The 18,865-nt window shown below is 39.9% G+C and carries 15 protein-coding genes; 5 read left to right on the top strand and 10 right to left on the bottom strand.

Annotated elements, in window-relative coordinates:
* Positions 1-244, top strand: a 244-nt coding sequence (locus RT138_RS10880) for a hypothetical protein (protein WP_313190700.1), incomplete at its 5' end; no start/stop codon positions are given.
* A gap of 302 nt (positions 245-546) precedes the next feature.
* Here the strand turns inward: RT138_RS10880 and RT138_RS10875 are convergent.
* Both RT138_RS10875 and RT138_RS10870 read right to left on the bottom strand, forming a co-directional pair.
* A complete protein-coding gene (locus RT138_RS10875) occupies positions 547-807 on the bottom strand; it encodes a hypothetical protein (protein ID WP_313190699.1) in 261 nt (86 codons plus the stop codon).
* 153 nt (positions 808-960) lie between these two features.
* Positions 961-3,411: a ThuA domain-containing protein gene (locus RT138_RS10870; RefSeq protein ID WP_313190698.1), complete on the bottom strand. Its 2,451-nt coding sequence runs from the start codon at positions 3,409-3,411 to the stop codon at positions 961-963.
* Positions 3,412-3,708: 297 nt separating this feature from the next.
* On the opposite strand from RT138_RS10870, the gene RT138_RS10865 reads away from it, so the two are divergent.
* Positions 3,709-3,951 (top strand): hypothetical protein, encoded by a 243-nt coding sequence (locus tag RT138_RS10865; protein WP_313190697.1) that lies wholly within the window; start codon positions 3,709-3,711, stop codon positions 3,949-3,951.
* Positions 3,952-4,113: 162 nt separating this feature from the next.
* Here the strand turns inward: RT138_RS10865 and RT138_RS10860 are convergent, their stop codons facing one another.
* The 4 genes from RT138_RS10860 to RT138_RS10845 form a co-directional block, all read right to left on the bottom strand.
* Complete coding sequence (locus RT138_RS10860) at positions 4,114-5,325, bottom strand: MFS transporter (protein WP_313190696.1); 1,212 nt, start codon at positions 5,323-5,325, stop codon at positions 4,114-4,116.
* A gap of 38 nt (positions 5,326-5,363) precedes the next feature.
* The gene (locus RT138_RS10855) at positions 5,364-6,500 is read right to left on the bottom strand and encodes an NAD(P)-binding domain-containing protein (protein WP_313190695.1); all 1,137 of its coding nucleotides are present in this window, start codon (positions 6,498-6,500) and stop codon (positions 5,364-5,366) included.
* 343 nt (positions 6,501-6,843) lie between these two features.
* Positions 6,844-8,346: an acyl-CoA dehydrogenase family protein gene (locus tag RT138_RS10850; protein WP_313190694.1), complete on the bottom strand. Its 1,503-nt coding sequence runs from the start codon at positions 8,344-8,346 to the stop codon at positions 6,844-6,846.
* Between the two features lie 169 nt (positions 8,347-8,515).
* A complete protein-coding gene (locus tag RT138_RS10845) occupies positions 8,516-9,385 on the bottom strand; it encodes an AraC family transcriptional regulator (RefSeq protein ID WP_313190693.1) in 870 nt (289 codons plus the stop codon).
* A 140-nt stretch (positions 9,386-9,525) separates the two neighbouring features.
* Between RT138_RS10845 and RT138_RS10840 the strand changes: the two genes are divergently transcribed.
* On the top strand, positions 9,526-10,800 hold the full coding sequence (locus tag RT138_RS10840; RefSeq protein WP_313190692.1) for a DUF2264 domain-containing protein: 1,275 nt from the start codon (positions 9,526-9,528) through the stop codon (positions 10,798-10,800).
* Between the two features lie 103 nt (positions 10,801-10,903).
* Complete coding sequence (locus RT138_RS10835; protein ID WP_313190691.1) at positions 10,904-11,371, top strand: response regulator; 468 nt, start codon at positions 10,904-10,906, stop codon at positions 11,369-11,371.
* A gap of 11 nt (positions 11,372-11,382) precedes the next feature.
* On the opposite strand, the gene RT138_RS10830 is transcribed toward RT138_RS10835, so the two are convergent.
* Genes RT138_RS10830 through RT138_RS10815 form a run of 4 tightly spaced genes read right to left on the bottom strand, consistent with a single transcriptional unit; the run spans position 11,383 to position 16,612 of the window.
* On the bottom strand, positions 11,383-12,471 hold the full coding sequence (locus RT138_RS10830) for a hybrid sensor histidine kinase/response regulator (RefSeq protein ID WP_313190690.1): 1,089 nt from the start codon (positions 12,469-12,471) through the stop codon (positions 11,383-11,385).
* 49 nt (positions 12,472-12,520) lie between these two features.
* Positions 12,521-14,680 carry a 7TM diverse intracellular signaling domain-containing protein gene (locus RT138_RS10825; protein ID WP_313190689.1) on the bottom strand — a complete coding sequence of 720 codons (2,160 nt, stop codon included), beginning with the start codon at positions 14,678-14,680 and terminating at the stop codon, positions 12,521-12,523.
* A gap of 10 nt (positions 14,681-14,690) precedes the next feature.
* Positions 14,691-15,794 carry a ThiF family adenylyltransferase gene (locus RT138_RS10820; RefSeq protein ID WP_313190688.1) on the bottom strand — a complete coding sequence of 368 codons (1,104 nt, stop codon included), beginning with the start codon at positions 15,792-15,794 and terminating at the stop codon, positions 14,691-14,693.
* A 5-nt stretch (positions 15,795-15,799) separates the two neighbouring features.
* Positions 15,800-16,612 carry a hypothetical protein gene (locus RT138_RS10815; RefSeq protein WP_313190687.1) on the bottom strand — a complete coding sequence of 271 codons (813 nt, stop codon included), beginning with the start codon at positions 16,610-16,612 and terminating at the stop codon, positions 15,800-15,802.
* A gap of 750 nt (positions 16,613-17,362) precedes the next feature.
* On the opposite strand from RT138_RS10815, the gene RT138_RS10810 reads away from it, so the two are divergent.
* A complete protein-coding gene (locus tag RT138_RS10810; protein WP_313190686.1) occupies positions 17,363-18,865 on the top strand; it encodes a PAS domain S-box protein in 1,503 nt (500 codons plus the stop codon).

Raw genomic sequence — 18,865 nt, 5'->3', positions numbered from 1 at the left:
GTTGTATTGCGTACTTTCCTGCACCTTCGGTTTCCCCCTCCCTGTCGTCCTGACGCAGGAAGGATCTCGGAACAATGCATACATATCCAGGTTGTATTGGCGTACTTTCCTGTACCTTCGGTTTCCCCCTCTCTGTCGTCCTGATGCAGGAAGGATCTCGGAATTTTACAGACATAATCAAATTACGGATAGCATTGGCGTACAGGTCCTTAACCTTCGGTTAAGGATGACAATCGGTTTGTGAGGAGAACCGTACAGATTCCTCACTGATCGTTCAGAATAAAAATGCGCTAAAGAGGGATTAAGAGTGAAACGAAGAATCTATTTATTACTTTTTTTAAGGATCGTAGTCTTTGTGAATCGTAAGATGAACAAACTATTTTTTCTTTTTAGACCCATAAAAGGGATATAGAAAAAAAATATTCCACCCCAGCTAGGGGTTGGCCATTATACAGATCTTATTTCTACAAATATTTCACCCTCTCCGGGGGTTTTCCTTTTAACGCTTCACCCTTCTATCAAGATTCCACCTACGCTGGGGGTTTTCTACAAACATTTCACCTTCCGAAGGAAGTCCTTTAGCCCCCGGCTCATTTCCAGTGGCGGAAAAATGGAAAGAATGCCGATGACCTGTGCGATGGGATTGGCCTTGGAATGCTTTCTCAAGATCATCCCATCAAAAGGGATGGTCTTGAGAAAGGTATTCCCGACAACAAGGCATTCTTGTCCATGTGCGGATGACTGTGCGAAAAGCCACCTTAAATGGGCCGAAGCCTTTTGGTTACTTTTGGGCTTCAAAAGTAACATAGAATCTGTGGTTATTTCCCTTAACTTAATGATATTGCCCGCTAGGGGTTGCCTACCTAAGCAATCAATCATCCTTCCAATACAAAAAAGGAGCGGCTTTTCAGCCACTCCAATTCTTTTATCCCTGAAAAATCAGGTTATCTAAACGATTTCTTATTTATGCGACAAGATCCAGGTTACGATCTCATCTAGGTCGGCATCTTTCATATTCGGGTGTGCGGCCATCGCTACTTCTCCCCAAACGCCACTTCCGCCATTCTTGATTTTCTTCACCAAGATACTGTGCGCATCTTTATTGTCTTTATAGTGTTTTGCAATCTCTACATATGAAGGCCCTACAGACTTCTTATCGATAGCGTGACAAGCCTTACAGTCTGATGCCTCGATCAAGGCCTCACCTTTAGGCTTGCTACCTTGTTGGTGGCCCATTGGTCCAGCAACACTTGCATCCCCTTCAGCTCCTTTATGCGCAGCTTGATCTGCCGATGCTGGCACAAAATCAATTCTTGAAATTCCAGCATCAGGGTTCTTGCTAAACCACCCGCTGCCATACTCCAAGACATAGAACTTACCATCAGGACCAACTTCCATATCGATTGGACTGTTGAATTTAACACCGCCCATAAACGGCTCCATCTTATCGAAATCACCGTTCGGCAACATCGTTACCGCTTTAAACCAGCCACGGATCCAGTCATAGACAAACAATTTACCATTGTAATAGTCTGGATAACGGGTCTCCTGAGGGAACATATCGGTATAATAGATTGGACCGGCCATCGCATTACGGCCACCAGAACCAACTTGTGGGAAATCTGGTGATTCAGCATATGGATACCATATAAAGGCAGGCATTGCCTCTGGCAACTCTCTTAAACCAGTGTTATTCCTTGAATCATTGATTGGTTTTTTCGCATCATACGCAGGACCCATTTCACCAGTTTCATAATTATAAGCATGGTAAGCATAGTTGTTTCCTACGAAATAAGGCCAACCAAAGAAACCTGCTTTACGCGCCTGGTTAACTTCATCATAACCGCGCGGACCTCTGTTCAAAGAATCCTTATTCGCATCCGGACCAACTTCACCCCAATACAAGAATCCATTTTTCTTATCAATAGAGATTCTATAAGGGTTTCTGTTCCCCATTACGTAGATTTCAGGTCTTGTTTTCTCTGTTCCCTTCGCAAATAGGTTGCCTTCAGGAATAGCATAGGTACCATCTTCTTTAACGGTGATACGTAATACCTTACCGCGCAGATCATTGGTATTTCCAGAAGAACGTTGAGCGTCATATTGCTCATGCCCTTCCCGAGCATCCTTAGGCGAGAATCCATTGCTCACATATTTTTGGTTTGGCTCATCAAATGGTGTGGAGTTGTCACCTGTAGAAATGAACAGGTTTCTATCCTTACCAAATGCCAATGAACCACCTGTATGACAACAGATATCACGTTGAGAATAAAGCTCCAAAATCACTTTTTCAGAAGCCATATCCAATTTATTGTCCTTAAAGACAAATCTCGAAAGTCTATTTACCGAGGTATCTTTAGGACTGTAATAGGCATAGATAAAATTGTTCTTAGCAAAATCAGGGTCAGCTGTTAAACCCATAAATCCTTCTTCCGCATTCACGTTTGGAACTTCTGTCTTATGATAAACATCCAAAAGTCCAACTTGGCTTACTTTATTGGTTTCTTTGCTGTATAGCAATAATTCGCCTCGACGTTGTGCAATCAAGATATCAAGGTTTGGAAGGATAGCCATTTCGGTCGGTTCAAAGAACTCTCCTTCAGCCAAAGTTACTTTCTTGAATTGGTCTGCAGCTGGAACCTGAACAGTCTTAGCTTTTTTATAATCTAATTCAAGGTTTTTACCGATTGCATATTGAATACCCCCTAAGATATGTTTCAAGAAATTCGGGTCTGCATATTCGGCATCCTCATGTCCCAAACCGGTGTAGAAAGACCTTCCACCGTCATACTCATGGAACCAAGCAACTGGAGCCTGCTCAACCTCATCCTTATTCGGGAAAACAGATTTATCAACCGTCATCAGGATTTTTAAGTTTTCAGGTTGTTTCTTGAAGGTGTACCATTCATCGGTAATCTCCCAAGGATCAGGAAGACCTTTTGTGGAAGGATGATTTTTGTCAACAATGGTTAATTTACCTTGTTTCAATTCCGGCTCTGAACCAAAATAACCACCAAGTAAACGTCCGTACCAACCCCAATCCGTCTCCGACTCAGCCGCTGAATGGATTCCAACAAAACCACCTCCAGCTTGAATATAACGCTCGAAATCAGCTTCTTGATAATTGTTTAAGACATCCCCAGATGTATTTAAAAACACAACTGCTGAGTAATTCTTCAAAGAATCTTCAACAAATCGATCCGCATTTGAAGTGGTATCCACCACGAAATCGTTTTCTAGACCTAATTTTTGAATGGCTGCATTGCCCTTTTCAATTGAATTGTGATGAAAACCTGCAGTTTTACTGAAAACCAATACCCTAGGCTTTCCAGATCGCTTTTGTTGACAAGAACTCAGTACCGCCACTAATATTAGCAGGAGAGAAATCTTGGATAAACAATGTTTAATCATATTTTAGTTTATTAATATTTTTTGTGTTTAGGTTTCGCTAATCCGTTTTACCAAATTAACAAATGTCAGTCAAAAAACAAATATGCAATTATTTATTTCAGTCTAAAGAACTGAATTAAAAAAATTACATCTGAAAGGTTAGGGTAAAAAGATCAAGTTTTGAGAAATGGGGTCCTCCTTATCGCATTTTTATTCTGAACGATCAGTGAGGAATCTGTACGGTTCTCCTCACAAACCGATTGTCATCCTTAACCGAAGGTTAAGGACCTGTACGCCAATGCCATCCGTAATTTGATTATGTCTGTAAAACTCCGAGATCCTTCCTTCGTCAGGACGACAGGAAGGGGGAAACCGAAGGTACAGGAAAGTACGCCAATACAACATGGATATGTATGCATTGTACCGAGATCCTTCCTTCGTCAGGACGACAGGAAGGGGGAAACCGAAGGTACAGGAAAGTACGCCAATGCAATTATGGTTTGCATTGTACCGAGATCCTTCCTGCGTCAGGATGACCCCGAAAAAAAACAGTCCTTTTAGCACTAATTATACGCTAAAATAAGCCCCCTAATCTTGGTCCATCCTCCTATCCCTTCTATCCTGGTTCAATTCACCGATCTTGGTCCATCCTCTTATCCCTTGCATCCTGGTTCAAATACCAGCGGGCTTATCCAATCCCCCCTACCACAATCCTTACATTTACTACAAATATTTCCCCTCCACGATTTTATTCACCCTATACATCAACAAGATACAGATCAAAATACTCGCAAACGTAATCAGCCCCAATAACTGAAAATTCTCAAAGCCCTGATTACCTTCCTTTTCAATCAAAACAATTCCACCTAGGATGGAGGCAATTCCTCCACTGGACTGTTGGATGGCCGAATTAATATTCATAAAGGCTCCACGTTCACTAGCATCTGGAATGGCTGTGATCATGGCGGTTGCACTGATTATCCTAGAAGACACAAACAGCATCATACAGCTGAATGCCACGGCAACCATAAATAAATTACCCCCTGGAACATTAACAAACCAAATGATACAGATTCCGGCCAATAAACTACCCGTAACGAACAACTTATACTTTCCCCAAGAATCACTTAATTTTCCAAAAATTGGTGAACCAATCAATGTAGCTATCCCCGCAGAGAAAAAAACATAGGGCAATTGGTCTTCTGCATAATTGAGATCGAATACCAAATGTGGCGTAATATAGGGCTGTAGGATAAACCCTCCCGTTGCCAGGAAAAAGGTCGTTGAAAAGGCAACCAAATATTTTTTATTGGTAAAAACCCTTTTTATCACTTGAAAATAACTGCTTTTCTCGCCGGGAATGGTTTTGGATGGAATAGGCTTCATATATTTCACCAACATAGCGATATTGATGAGACCAATACCTACGATAAAATAAAATGGAACATGCCAGGACCAAATATGCGCTAAATAGAGCCCTAATGGAATCCCCAAAATCTGGCTGGCAGAAAATGCCATCTGTATAAAACCCATCACCCTACCCCGGATCTCATACCTGAAAAAATCGGTAACGGTCGCAAAGGTTATCCCTGACATGACTCCACCAAAAACACCGGCGACAATCCTAGATACCAGCAAAAAATAGTACGATGGAGCTATTGCGCAACAGACTGTTCCGATAATAAAACCTACGTACATGATCAAGAGGATGTTTTTCCGGTCAAAGCGATCGATAAAACCGGCCAAAAGGAAGCCCGAAGCACCCGCACTCAATGCATAGGCGGACACTAGAATTCCAAATTGCTTGGTGGAAATATCCAAGGAGTCGATCAACTCTGCACCTAAAGGTGCCATAACTGCAAAATCTAGAACAACCGTAAACTGGACAATGGTCAACATCGCGACCAATAATGATTCGTATCGGGAAAAAGTCATATAGTTAGTTAAGTTCTCAAAATATTTCTGCTCGGCACTTATTTCAATTTCAAATAGGCTATTAATTCCTTTGCAGCCGCTCGCCCTGCCCTATTTGCTCCAATGGTTGAAGAGGAAGGACCATAGCCCGTCAGATGTATTCTAGGATCTTTTACCACTTGGGTCGCTAATTGACCGCCCATCTCTATTCCACCCTGCTCATTTTTTAATTCCAGAGGTTCCAAATGGTCCAAGGAATGCCTAAAGCCAGTATTCCAAAAGATAACATCAGCATCCATTTCGGTACCATCCTCCCACTTCACGCCATTTTCTGTAATCTCTTGAAACATGGGCTTCCTATCCAATACTCCAGAATTCAACATATCTGCAATAGCCGGAGTGATCGGTAATCCCGTGACGGAAACAACCGATTTTGGAGGTAATCCTTTCCGTACCCGTTCATCAACCATGGCCACCGCCTCGCGACCTAATTCTGGGTTAAATTCATAAGGCCGAAAATCAGGAGGCCTCCGCGTCACCCATGTAGTCTTTGTCACTTTGGAGAGCTCACCCAATAATTGGACGGCAGAAATCCCTCCACCAACGACTATGACGTGCTTCCCTATAAATTCAGCTGCATTTTTATATTCACCGGTATGCAATTGCCTTCCCTTAAATTTTTCCCAGCCCGGATATTTTGGACAATGTGGAGTCTTCCAAGTACCAGTCGCATTGATTATGCCTCTTGCTGAAAATTGCATCCCATTGGTATGGATCAGAAACCTTCCATTTCGCTCGGTCACATGCAATACATTTACTGGTCTGATTACAGGGAGATCAAAGGCCTTTTCGTACTTTTCATAATATTGGGACAATGCAACATTGGCCCGCAATTGTTTATCATCACGATTGACCGCTTCCGAAAAGGTCATCCCCGGCAGATCATTGATCCCATTCACATTGCTCAAGGTCAATGAATCCCAGCGATGTTGCCATGCACCACCAGAACCAAATTCATCATCCAATACCACAAATCCTTTACCCGGCTCTAAACCTTCCCTTTTGAGATGATAGGCTGCCGACAAACCTGCCTGTCCCGCACCGATGACTACAATGTCCACTTTATAGAAAACATCCAGTTTCCTTTCATCCCGAATTGGAGCAGTAGCAATTTCAGTCTTTTTCTGTTTCTCCATACCGTATTTACAATAGTAAAAGACAATAGATTGTTTAAGCTATAGCTAGTTTTTTTATATGATGAAATAAAATTATCAAAGATTCAGGAGAATGGTATTTTTCAGGGATTTTCCTGACATAATTATGGCTATTAAAATAGACCATATTCGAGACTCATTCGAGCCATATTCGAGAAAGCTTCGGATAGGATATTAGCTTTATTTTATTCATCATTTCAAAATTCGGAATATGTCTCGAATAAGATCAATTGGAAAAGCAGAAATTCTTGGATATCTTAATTTTTGGCCATAAAAAAAGCTGGGTAATAAAACCCAGCTCTCCTTGTTGTATTTGAAATTGTTATTAAGAGACAAAGTTCATCCAATCCGAATCCATACCATATTCAACCAAAGGATTAGCGCTGTTTTTGCTAATGTACTGGCCATGGAACATCGTCAGATCCATCAAGATATGCTGACGGGTGATTTCTACTAATTCCGCATTGAAGCCTTCCATTTGAAGAACAAATTGGAAACTGATTACCCTTGCGATCATCCGACCAATGGTCACCATGTCGCGTTGGTTGATACCGGCTTCTAGGCTAAAGTTCAACTGTTCCTTGAAATATGGAGCACTCAGATTAGCATTAGGATAGTTTTTTAAGAATTCATATAGATTTGATTCTTTTGCTTTACGCATCATCTTGCTGATACCTTCAGCAATCTGTCCATATAGCATTTCATTGGATCCTTCGAATATCTGGAATGGGCGACTATCCACCACTGACCTTCCAGCGATATGATCCAATCTATATCCATTTGCTCCTGCTAATTGAAGGCTAATCTGTGCAGACTCTTGCATCAAGTCGGTAATCAAGGCTTTCAAGGTATTGGCTTCAATACTTAATCCTGAAAGGTCATTTTCTATACCACTGGTTGCTACTGAATAAGCACACATACCTGAGCAGATGGCAAAGGCTGCTTGGATTCTTGAAATCTGATATTTTACAGAATCAATGTTGATCAATGGACTTCCACTGACAATCCTGTTTTGGCAATGTTGTAGAGATTCATCAAGTAGACGCTTGATAAAACCTAAGCCCATGCCTGGGAATTGCAATCTACTTCTGTGAAGCATGTCCAGCATCAATTTAATTCCCGTACTCTCCGGTGTTAATTTTTGATCTTCAGGCACCACTACATCAATTTGATTGACGCCATAAGGAATAGCATACAAACCAAGATTGTTGTAGCGTTCCAGCATAGGGATATGTTGTTCAGGATTACTGTTATCCGTTACGAAGAAATCAATGTCTCGGGTCAATTCACCGGTTGGAGTAAGTTTACGGGCAGTCACTAACCAGAAATCAGCAGCACCGCTCAGTCCTTGCCAATGTTTTTCACCCTTAATCTTATAAGAGTTGCCGATTTGCTCATAAGCCGTTTTCATATTCAATGCATCGCTACCATAGGCTTTCTCAGTGATCATTAGACCTCCCATGGCATTGTTCTCGATGAATTCCTTAAATACGCGTTCTTGTACAGAATAATTTCCGTACTTGGCAACAGGCTCCAAGAACAGGGCGATATTGATACCGAACATTAAGGAAAGTGCCAGAGATTCATATGAAGCGGCAGACAGAACTCCTAAACATTCTTTTACCGATACGCCTCTTCCTCCGTGCAATTTAGGGATAGCCACCGCCAGAGGTTTTTTCTTCATGATCTCTGCAAGAAATTCTGCAGGAAAATCACGTTTCAAACTAATGGATGAATAATCAAATTCTTCTCTGAAAAGGTGGTATAAGTGTTTTCTGAATGATGAAATATAGCTTTCAAAATCTATATTTTCTATAACTCCGTTCATGCTATTTTTTTATTTACAATGTATAGTGAGCAATTCATAGGTTCGCCTATTTGAGTTGAACAAATTGGCTATTATAAAACTCAATTGTAAAATTAGAGGGAAATCAAGAAAATAGCTATGAGGAATTCGTCTATATTTAGGACAAATCGTGCATAAAAACCATTTAACGCTAATTTATCGTTTTGCGATATTCTGTTGGAGAAATGCCTACAATCTTTTTAAACAGTCGGGTAAAATAAGAAGGATCTTCAAATTCCAATTCATAGGCAATACTGGCCACACTTTTATTGGTTTCCAACAGCATTAACTGGCTATGGATTATGGCAACTTCTAGAATGAGCTGTTTTGAGGATTTCTTGAACATCGAAGAAACACATCTATTCAAATAGTTTACGGATACAGCTAATTTATCTGCATAAAAATTAACGGACTTTTCCTTATTATAATGTAAATGAACCAGTTGTTTAAACGATATCGCAATTTCCTGCCGTCTTCCTAAGGATTTATTGGAGTCAGAAATCTTGATAATCTTTAACATCACGGTCTTAAAAATACTTTCATAGTATTCTTTATAGGGTTTTTCCGTATAGATTTCCTTGTATAGCAAATCCAGGAGTCCGTTCAATTCCGCGTTATCTATCTTATTGAGATTCAATAAAGGTGAGATAGTGAAAATATTGAGGATTTCCTGTTCCCTGAACAAGGAGGTCATCGCCTGCTCCTTGATCAATACACAATATCCCTGTGCGGATTTATCCACCGAATCAATGGCAGAAATATTACCATAATTGGAAATTAGCACAGAAGGTGCCTGCACCATAAATGAAGTAGATTCGATCTGATGTTTGAAATACCCTTGATAAATATAGATAAGGAGATTATAGCCAAAGAAAATAGGAGGAATCGGGGTCTTCAGATACGGTGCTATATCACGTAATGGAAAGATTTTGATTGGCGTATGTATATAGGTCAGGTGTTGAAGGCTCCCTCCCATAAACTTCTCGACGAACTCATCAGCGCTGATTTTATTCTTTTCCATACCTTATTACATCTCGATATTACAAACTTAATAAATTTGAGTGAGGATGCCGATTTTCAATATATGCTACTTTTTGGCCAGAATATGTTAAATTAGGGAAAAGGCAAACAACTGACCTAAACCCAAAAAATCCTACCCCTATGAAAAGAAGAACCTGGATAGAGTCTGCTGGATTAATGATAGCTGGTTTGGCCATGCAGAAAAACAGCGCTTACGCCAGCCTAAATGAGACCAACAAAGATGGATTAGCATCAAAAGATCTAGCTACAGATGACCGCGCCTATTGGGTTTCCATTTTGAGCAAAATGGCAAGTCCTATTTTGGAAAACATCAGCAAAGGGACTTTCCAAAAATACATGCCCATGGTTGTATCCGAATCTTTTGATGGGCGTAATCCAAAAGTTGGGTATCTGGAAGCCTTTGGACGGTTGATGGCCGGTATGGCTCCTTGGTTGGGATTGCAAGACGATGCTTCTGAAGAAGGTAAACTTCGAAAAAAATATAGGGAACAAGCCTTACTCGGCATACAACATGGGTTTGACCCCAGCTCGCCCGATTATTTCGCCTGGCGGGGAAAAGAAGGACAGACCTTGGTAGATGCTTCCCACTTAGCTTTGGGCTTTTTAAGGGCTCCACAGGCCTTATGGGAACCTCTTCCTGAAAAGACCAAACAACAGGTCATTGAGGAGTTAAAATACATCCGCTGGATAAAGCCAGGGCAAAACAATTGGCTGTTATTTTCATCGATTACGGAAACCTTTCTATACAGCATCGGGGTGGAACCCAATCGGGAAAGCATAGATTTAGCGGTCCAAAAATTTGACCAGGACTGGTATGTCGGCGATGGTTGGTACTCAGATGGCAATCGGTTTGCATTTGACCATTACAATGGCTATATCATCCATTGCATGTTGGTTGAAACCTTAAAACATAACCTGAAGGCTGGCGACTACCAAGAGAAGTACGACCGTGCTTACAAGAGGATGCAACGCTATGCCCAACACCTGGAAAGATTGATTTCTCCGGAAGGTTATTTCCCAATTATCGGCCGAAGTTCAACCTATAGGAATGGGGCTTTCCAACCTTTGGCACAAGTAGCATTGGACAAGAAACTTCCAGAGAATCTATCATACGGCCAAATCAGAAATGGATTGACAGCCATCCTGAAAAACATTTACAGGCATGATCTTTATGATCAATATGGATGGTTGATTTTGGGATTTACTTCCACAGATCAGGGTAATATCGCTGATACCTATACCAATGCCGGATCATTATATGAAGCATCCCTTTCCTTCTTGCCATTGGGCTTACCTGCCGATGATGAATTTTGGATTTCTCAAAGGGAAGAGTTGACTTCACAGCGAGCTTTTTCCGGAAAAAAGTTTCCAAAAGACTATCAAGTAAAATATTAATTTAAATCTGAAAATAAATGCAATTTTCTCATTATATTCAAATCAATTATTATGGACCACAAATAATTACTAATTTTGAAACAGTTTTTCAAGTAAGAAAGTAATGAACATAGAAAATAAGATTAATGTGCTGTATTTGGATGATGAAGAGAACAATTTATTTTCTTTTAAAGCCACGTTTAGGTTTAAATACAATGTATTTACGGCCTTAACGGGAGCTGAAGCATTGGAAATTATCAGTAAAAATGATATCCAAATCATTATTACTGACCAGCGAATGCCTGAAATGACCGGTGTGGAATTTTTGGAAAAGGTAATTCAAATCAAACCTGACCCTATGCGAATCCTGTTGACCGGTTATACAGATATGGGTGCAGTGGTCGATGCCATCAACAAGGGCAAAATCTTCCATTACCTGAACAAGCCTTGGCGCGAAGAGGAATTGACCGAAACCATCTCAAGAGCTTTTGAAATCTATCAGAACAAGAAAAATATCATCGATCAAAAATCTAAATTGGAGATCTCAAACGAACAATTGGAGTTTTTGCTCCGTCAAAAACTGTTGTCCTAAAATTCCAATGACTATTCCTTGGAAGGAATAGTCACTACAAATTTAGATCCGTTCTCTGGTTCTGAATCTACTGAAATCCCACCTTTAAGTTTCTGCACGGCAGTCTTGACATTATACAATCCAAAGCCCATTCCTTCAGCCTGATCGCTAGCGCGGAAAAACAGCCTAAAGATATCGTTGATCGAAGACTCTGAGATTCCAATACCATTATCAGTGACGGTTATTTTTGCATGACCATTTTCCGTCTCTGCCTTCAATTTCACCCATTTATCCAGGGAATCCAATTTTTGGTATTTTATCGCATTGGACACCAAATTGTGTATGATCAATTCCAAGATTGACTTATCATTGATGAACGTGTTTTCTTGGTCGACTTCAAAGCTGATCTCCACGCCCGAGTTTTGGCTGTACATCTTATAAAAATCAAGAATATCTTCGAAGATGGAATTGAAATCAATTTTTGAAAGGTTGAGCTCTCCCCTTCTCAACAGATAATAATCGCGAAGGCTATTGATATAGTCCTCTAGTTTGACAATGGAAGTTTTCATGAGGTTCAGGATTTCATGAACCTGCTCGACACTCTTGAAATCCAAAGCAATCCGGATAGCGCCCAGCACCCCCGCAAGTGGGTCGCGTAAATCATGGCTAACGCTATAGGCAAATTTATCAAGCTCCTCATAAGCTTTCTGAAGCTCCATATTGCGCATATCCAACAAAGAATTTGTTACATAAAACTTATTGGCCTCTTCGATACAGGAAATAATCTCAGCTTCTTCCCAAGGTTTTTTGATAAACCTGAAGATGTGACCGCGGTTAATGGAGTCAATTACCGTATCCATATCTGCAAAAGCTGTGATCAGGATCCGCATAGGCTTCGGAAATTCCTTTTTGATCCTGCTGAAGAAATCAATCCCATTCTCTCCGGGCATCTTTTGGTCACAAAAGATCACCCTGATATTGGGATTGGTCATTAAAATATTTTCTGCATCCGTAGTATTGCTCGCGATATGAATATCGTAGTGAAACCTCAATGCCGCTTTAAATCCTACCAAATTATTGTACTCATCATCAATGTACAACACCTCAAAATTCTTATCCATACTATTACCTTTTAGTGTGACCTAAAAAACCTTTATTTTAATCTTTACCTTATTGTTTGATTGGCAAAAGAATATCAAAAGTGGTTCCCTCTCCGACCATGGATCGCAAACCAATTTTTCCATTATGTCTTTCAATTGTTTTATAAGCAATTGACATCCCTAGACCTGTGCCTTCACCAACATCCTTTGTTGTAAAAAATGGTTCAAAGATACGTCCGATGACCTCTGGAGGGATCCCCGTACCGTTGTCCATGATACTGATTATTACTTTTGACAAATCCTCATCAAGTTTTGTTTCGATTTTGATTTCTCCGCCCGCATTTCCATTGAATTTCTTTTCAACGGCGTAGATGGCATTGGAAAGTATATTCATGAAAACCTGGTTCAGCTTACCTGCATAACATTCCACCATTGGAATACTATGGTAATTTTTGGTGACCTTAATCCGTTCTTTGGTCATTGGATTCAAGATGACCAATGTGGAATCCAGGCATTCATTCAGATCGGCTCGCTTAAGTGTATCTTCATCAATCCTGGAAAAAATCCGTAAGCTCCGAACAATTTCAGCTGTCCGTTCTGCACCTTCCTGTATACCCTTCAACAAGAAATTGATTTCCGATTTCAGGTAGTCAACATCGTTGATATTCTTGATATTTTGGATTTTCTCCTGTTTTTCTTCTGCTTGAAGGTCTTTATCCAATGCTATCATTTCAATCTGATCGATGATATCCCAAAGGATTCCGACATCGCGACGAAGTGGAGAAACATTGGAAGTCACAAAATTGATCGGATTATTGATTTCATGGGCTACACCGGCCGTTAACTGACCTAGAGAGGCCATTTTCTCAGATTCCACCAGCTGGGCTTGGGCATCTTTCAGGTTTGACAAGGTTAAGCTCAGCGATTTATTGGACTCTTGGAGTTCCTCCGTTCTTTCACGGACCTTCTGTTCCAAAATCACATTCTGTTCGCGTATCAGCTTTTCGTTTTCTTGGGAAATAGCCAATTCACGGACCTGTAATTCCAACATCTCTTTCCGATAGGTATTGATCTTATCTGCCAATGCAAAGGATAACAGGAGCGCCTCGATAACGGAACCAATCTGTACGGACCGTGCCGTGAAAACATTGGTTGGCAGCACGCCATAATCCTTCAGGACATAGACCAGTACGCTGATCAGGAAGATACACCATGCAAAGAGGAAGAACTTGGTCTGGCTATATTTTCTTCGGGATAACTCAAAGGCAAATATGAGGACGATGGCTGCACCACCACCTGCAACCAGGTTTACGATTCTATATGCTGGTATAATAAACCCTACTAACAGCAATAGGATGGCAAAGAAATAACCAAAAAGAAATACGTTCAGTAATTTATTGAAGCCTTTTGCTTCTACGGAGGTGTGCAGGAAAGACTTGACAAAGAGAATGGCCCCGATGCCTGACATAGCGCCTGAAAACGTTAACAATCGTGCTGATAGCCATTCACTGCGAATGGGAAAAACTCGTTCAAGTAGCCCTAATACCGCCATTTGGGCCACAAAAACCCAGAAAATATAGTTCACATAGCTTAAATAATGCTTCTCCCCTGTCGCTACATATAGAAAGGCATTATAAAGCACTAAGGACAGCATCAGTCCAATATAGATGGCTGAAAGGACATCTTCTTTCTGCAGAAAATTAAAAAGTCCGGTTGGCGTATGGATGGAAAGCGGAACAATGACCTGGGTTTCGCTCTGCAATTTCATATAGCAGACTGCTTTTTCTCCTTTTTTGAGATGGAGATCAAACAAATAGAATTGATGGGAATATTTACGGTCGCTATAACCTTGTTTTAAGTTGTATCCAACGCTGTCTATTTGGGAATTGATAATGCTGTAAAATTTCACCTCCGCAATATTGGGTTGGGATAGGTCTACGATCAGTCGATCCTCATCAGAATTATTGACGATTTCAAATTTGATCCAATGGGGTTTCTTGACGATCCCAAGGTTAGGGACTTCCGTTTTACATTTAGAGAAAAGGTTTGGATGTGCTAATACATCATTAAAAGTAACGGACTCCCCATTTTCTTCATATAGAGATAAATACTTTCCAATATTTTTGACATCATTACCATTAAAGTAAATGACACTATCTGTCGATGCCTTAGCTTTAGTGCTAAAAAGACAGCATAAAATCACCGTTAGAAACAACAAATACCTTAACATCGCTGATGTATTAGTTAACAGGGTTTGCACTTAATATTTTCTCCAAATCCACGTAATACCTTCCAGATTTCAGATCTTGATCGAGCAGAAGTTTTCGCGAAGCCCAAGCGGAAATACCACCGCCCAAGACAACTTCGGAAGCCAATTGTGGCCAAGATTTCAGGGATTTACCCAGTTCAGGAAGCGATAGTTTCATCCTTTCAGATAGCTCCTTGGCATTGACAATTTTCATTAACAGCCCCATTCGCTCATTCTTGTCCAAAGCTTGGATCTCATCAACCGTTATATCACCAACAAGTCCATGGAATATTTTCAGGTCAGGAAATACATCGAACCTTTCTATGTCCAGCATCGCTCGGTCATTGGTTTCCATAATTACCGGAATGCCTAGCTCCTTGGCGCGGATCCTGCTTTCGACCTTCACCTCAAAATTATCACAGACCTCGATCAGCAGGTCCAGTTTTTGGCTCCCCAGAAGAAATTCTCGGTAATTCTCCTCTTGGATACCTTTGGGATATATCTCCACTTCCAGATAGGGATCGATTTCTGCAATCTCCCTAGCTGCCAGGACAACCTTGGGAATCCCCAAGCTGAAAACTGGGGCCCTCAACCTATTCAAATTGCTTAGATCTAGATCGTCAAAATCGGCAAGCTTTAACTTGCCACAACCTCTTTCCATAGCAATGGTAATAGCCACTGATTGACCAACTGAAAGTCCGATAATACCAATTGTCTTAGTCGACAGAAGCTCCTGCTCTGATCTTGATATTTTAAGTTGATTGCGGTTTGTTCTTACTTCGATAAATTCTTCACGTTCCAAAATGTGCACTAAGGTTTTTCTCCACGGATAATAAACCCAGGCACCCAACTCTTCCATAGGTCGTTGATTACTGATTAAACCAACAAATTCCAAAAATTGTTCTTCATTTGTCGAAAAAGTAGGATTTCGGCAAATAAAAAGGTCCCTTAACTGCCGTTCGAATTGATCATGCACAAATACGATTTCCTGTTTATCCAGCAATTGTTGGATGGCTTCTGCATCCGCAGGTTTGGATTTGTCAAAAAATATAGGTTTATATGAATTTACGTTTGTGGTAGTGTGATTGTCTTGCATAGTTTTTATAGAATTACAATATCATCGGGACTCTTACCGTTATCAAGCGACCTTGGTCCATTGGCCATATTGATAATTTTCTGAAGGTCCCAACCTTGCAGGTTATTAAGGCTTAGATCGTAATGGATTTCAATCTCCTTGGATCGGAGGACCTCAATCCGAGGACCTACGGCCATATCCCGCAAGGCAAGAATGGCATTCCGATCTTCTTCCGAGGCGGTAGGAACATTCAGCACATCATCCAAAACCATCGTAGTGGCCAATAGATCTAGTTTTGGATAATAAAACGTACCGTTATTTCCTACTCCAAATTCTTGTCGATAGCCTACTGCTTTAGTTAGATTGATGGTATAAGGAGCACAAAGTGCAAATAAGGTTTTCAATCCGATTCGAGGTGCGATGGCAATGGCTGCACGGGTAAGGAAAATACTTCCGATTCCATAACCAGCAATTTCACGGGAGTTCCAGAGTCCACAGCCCTCCCCAGTGCCTTCTTGAGCGTACGACCAGACAAGGTCAAATATTTTTGGATCCATCATTCCGGTGGCTTCTTCGATAGGAAGAGGTTGTGTACCACCAGCAACATGTATGCGCGCCCCACCATAGACGTTTTCACCATCTAGAGATTCTACAATTAAAACAAAAGATGCAGGATTAAACATCCATTCGTCCTTGGATGAGGTTACTTTTTTAACACCTATGGAAGTTAGCACGTGTTCATGCCCTTTGATAAATCGTAAACATGTTTCAGGGTCATCTATCGCTCTAAACGCCCTTAATCTTACAACAGGTCTACCATTTTTTAAAATTAATGTCACTTTTCTGTCGGCTATATTTAATAAATAAAATAAAATTTATTTTAAAGCTAATATTACCTAATGTTGACTAAATGCCTAATCTGCATTGTAGTTAATTTCTGGACAATATTGGCTTTATTAAAACCAATTTTGTTAATTGAAAAATTACCTTAATTCTATAGATACCATTTGAACAAAAGATTGCCCACTGATAAATTTGGTTTGGTTTTTCCATGCTTAAACAACCTGAATTAATAAATTTTTGCGTCGCAAAGGTAGCATGATATTGGTTTGAAAAAAGACATATTTTAAATTGATTAGTTAATTATATTAAACCTATTTTAATATCTTATTTCCAAGAAATATTTTAGCGTCCTACTTTCTGCACAATAATCCATTTTGCCATGCAATAATTTCAATCTTTTCCTGGTCTTTCGATTACAGATTTTTAAACAAAAACATTTACAAAACCTCTAATTAAGAACGAATTACCATTCTTCAGATTTATTAATTGTATTTATTAATAGTAAGTGTTACAGTACAAAAATGCACTTAGGTTAACAGGAGCAAGTTAGCACTTTTTTTAATTTTATTTAATAAATTTTTAACCATCCTGTATCGATTTTAAGAAATTTTCATTAAAATAGGAACAAAAATTTCTTTATCTTTACATCATTTCAAGAATGAACATTCTTGCAGGCCGTAAAGTATTAACAGAAAGCACTATCTAATTATCATTTTCAGCCCTTCAAGCTGACCATTATTTTCAATATGGAACTTCCTTTAGTGTCTGATGAATTAAAGCAATTGAAACAAAAACTGGAAGATTTTGACTCCTTAGTATCCTCAATTGATGATATTATTTTTGAAATCAGGGATGATGGTGTCATATTGAACTGTTGGACATCTACCCCCGAACAGCTCTTTTATGAAAAGGAATTTATTGTCAATAAATCCATTGCTGAACTTTTTCCAGTTGAGTTTTCCGAAACCCTCCTTTATATCCTGAATAAATCCTTCAAGAAAAGGACCGGCTATGTACTGAAATACAAATCACCCTATGATTCCAATCCCGACCAATGGTTTAAATTGAAGACCAAGATCATCAGCAATAAAACTGACCGGTTGACAGTGGTGGTGACCAATATTACCAGGGAACAAAGGCTGGAAGCAGAGATGCAGATCAAGGAGGAGAAATTCAATCGTGCTTTCAAGAATTCTTCTATCGGCATGCTGCTCTTGAACCGTTCGTTAAAGGTCATGGAATACAACCAGGAACTGCAAAGCATATTGGGCTATACCATTGCTGAGGAAATGCTGGAGAAACCCATCTCAGAGTTCATCCATGAAGAATCACTCGATTTGGTGACAACAGCTACAAAACAGGTGAAGTCTGGTGAAAAGGAAAAAGCCATAATAGAAGCCCGCTGTATTGCCAAAGAAGATAAATCTTTTTATTGCCTGATCAATATTTCTTCTGTTCGCGATATGACTGGAAAATTAGTCTATTTCCTTTGTCAGATTCAAGACCTATCCCTTTTCAAGAACAATGAGATAAAGCTTAACCAACAGAACGAACTCCTTGAAAAAACGAACTACGAACTGAAAGTTCGAGTTAATCAATTAGAAGCCTATAATCAGATCCTAACGCACAACCTCAGGACCCCGATCAGTAATATCAACATGATCGTCGAGCAATTGAGTCTTGAAACGGATGAACATGAGAAGCAAGTTCTGACCAAATTGTTGAAAAAGAGCAACTTCAAATTCCTAAAACTGTTCGATAAACTGATCGAAACGGTGGAAATACAAAATTCTAATGACTCTCTTTTCAAGACCTCGAATATGGACGAAATTTATCAAAATTTGACCAATCAGTTTCAGTCCAAAATCGACAGTAAAGTACTTCAGCTGGATTGCCATTTTGAAATAATAGAAATTGCCTTCCCTGCTATCTATATTTACAATATCATGCATTATCTGATCAATGAAAGCCTGAAACTGAACGCTTCTGATAAAAAGGTCACGATAAAAATTTGGACAGAAAGAAAGGATGATTTTATTGTGATTAAAATTGAAAACGACTGTGAATCACAACGCTGTTTTGGTATTGAAAAAGATCTAGCATCTACGGATGAAGAAATTGATGAAAACTCATTATTGGATCTGCACCTAGCTAAGCAACAGATCTTAAATTTCGGTGGAAATATCAACATCTCTAGAAATGTTGACTTCGGGAATCAGGTAACCATAAACTTACCCTTAGTAAATTAA

This window comes from Sphingobacterium sp. (assembly GCF_032065005.1).
GTDB lineage: Bacteria > Bacteroidota > Bacteroidia > Sphingobacteriales > Sphingobacteriaceae > Sphingobacterium.
Note: the sequence above shows the minus strand (reverse complement) of the source record. Positions and strands in the feature narration are given on the sequence as shown.